This window comes from Phocaeicola fibrisolvens (assembly GCF_025567125.1).
GTDB classification, from domain to species: Bacteria; Bacteroidota; Bacteroidia; order Bacteroidales; family Bacteroidaceae; genus Phocaeicola; species Phocaeicola fibrisolvens.
Map to the genome: position 1 here is coordinate 1 of NZ_JAOQJI010000069.1, position 1,328 is coordinate 1,328.

A 1,328-nucleotide genomic window follows, 5' to 3' on the forward strand; every position below is an offset into this window, starting at 1 on the left:
TCGGATAAGCTGATTGACGATAGGATTATATTGAACCCAATCCTAACTTCTTACTACAGAAGTATTTATCAAGCGACCAATCTGGGCGCACTTGCATATGCCTGCGTGGTTCGGATATTGGTGTGTCCCATCATCTTGCTGATGCTTTCTATCGGTATCCCGGCGGACATCAGCAGGGTTCCGAACGTGTGGCGGCTTTGATGGTAGCTGAGCGAGCCTTTCACTCCCGCCAGCACTCCGATTTCATGGATGGCATACCAAATCATGTCGCGGTTGGGCATCGGGAACACGGGCTTGGTGTCATCCTCAGTGTTATAAAGGTCGAGTATCTGTTCCGCCACCGGATGCAGGGGGATGAACGACTCCACGCCCGTCTTCTTGCGCAGGATGCGGATGTACCGCCTGCCATCAACCGTCCTGCCGATATGGCGCGGGTAAAGTTCCTGCACGTCCACATACGAGAGTGCGGTGAATGCCGAGAAAATGAACGTCCTGCGCACCAGCTCCTGCCACTTGTTCGTCATGGGATGCTCCATGATGTACATCAACTGGCTACGGCTGATATGCCTGAGTTGCGGTGCGTCCTTCTTTTCGTAAGGCACGTCCGCCGTAGGGTTGAAGCGGAGCAGCCCCTTGTCCACCGCGATGTAGAGCAACCTGTTGAGCCACGTCATGCAGTGGTTCACATGGGAGGCTCTGCATCCTTTCTCCTTTACATATTGTTTAAAGCCGTAGCCGAAGTCCTCCGTGACGTCTTCAAGGGCAATGTCCTTCATTTTCAAGGATAACAGGTATTCCCGCAGGTAAGCCTGCGTGCTCTTGGACTGGCGGTAGCTGGAAGTGGAGTTGATTTCCTTCGAGCGCACCCTCAACCGTTCCCGTTCCTCCTCCCCGATTTGCAGCAGGGTCGTGGGTGCGGCGCTCACCTTGGTAATTTCGTTCTTCAACAGTTCCGCACTGACTACCCCGTCCCTTCTCAGCAGGTCGTCATACGCCTGCCCGATACGTTTTCGAAGTTCGTCCAGCCTGTTGTTAGTGCGTTGTTCTTTTGTCTCGCCCGTCTTGGCGTTCCAGTCCTCCGCTTTGCAGTAGATACCCGTTGAAAAAGCGTTCTGTCTGCCGTCAATGGAAATACGGCACTGGATGGCGGTGGTTCCGTCCGCCTTGACCTTGTTGCGGTTGATGTAGTACAATATGTTAAATGTGCTGCGCATAATTGTAATTTTTTAGTGGGTTAAAGAATAAGTTTCATGTCCTTGGTCGCCTCGATGTACCTGTCCATATCGTCGAACAGTTTTTTCGGAGTGACACGTAGGCTCGGCTGTCGG

1 protein-coding gene is annotated in these 1,328 nt (G+C 52.8%); it reads right to left on the reverse strand.

Annotated features, from left to right (window positions below; translation table 11 throughout):
- Nucleotides 1-68: 68 nt before the first annotated feature.
- Complete coding sequence (locus OCV81_RS16635; RefSeq protein WP_148330995.1) at nucleotides 69-1,214, reverse strand: site-specific integrase; 1,146 nt, start codon at nucleotides 1,212-1,214, stop codon at nucleotides 69-71.
- Between the last annotated feature and the right edge of the window lie 114 nt (nucleotides 1,215-1,328).